The organism is Ensifer sp. ENS11 (assembly GCF_014851895.1).
In the GTDB taxonomy this organism is placed as follows: domain Bacteria; phylum Pseudomonadota; class Alphaproteobacteria; order Rhizobiales; family Rhizobiaceae; genus Ensifer; species Ensifer canadensis.
Map to the genome: position 1 here is coordinate 1 of NZ_JACVAN010000093.1, position 255 is coordinate 255.

The 255-nt window shown below is 56.9% G+C and carries 1 protein-coding gene; it reads left to right on the forward strand.

Features of this window, described 5'->3' with window-relative positions; genetic code table 11:
- Nucleotides 1–255, forward strand: a 255-nt coding sequence (locus IB264_RS35755; RefSeq protein WP_192435389.1) for a transposase, incomplete at both ends; no start/stop codon positions are given.

The following is a 255-nucleotide window of genomic DNA, read 5'->3' on the forward strand; positions in this document are numbered from 1 at the left end:
CTGCACGCAAACTACTGCGCGCCGAGTTCACCAAGCTGCACAAGAAGGTTTTGGATTTGGTCCGCGAGGATGAAGTCTGTCGCCGATTGACGACGATCCCTGGTGTCGGCCCTGTTGTCGCTCTCACTTACACGGCAACCATCGATATTCCTGGCCGGTTTGCACATTCAAAGGCGGTCGGTTCTGTGCTCGGGCTGACGCCGAAACTGAACGAGTCTGGTGAAAGCAAACGGGTCGGGCGAGTATCCTGTTGCG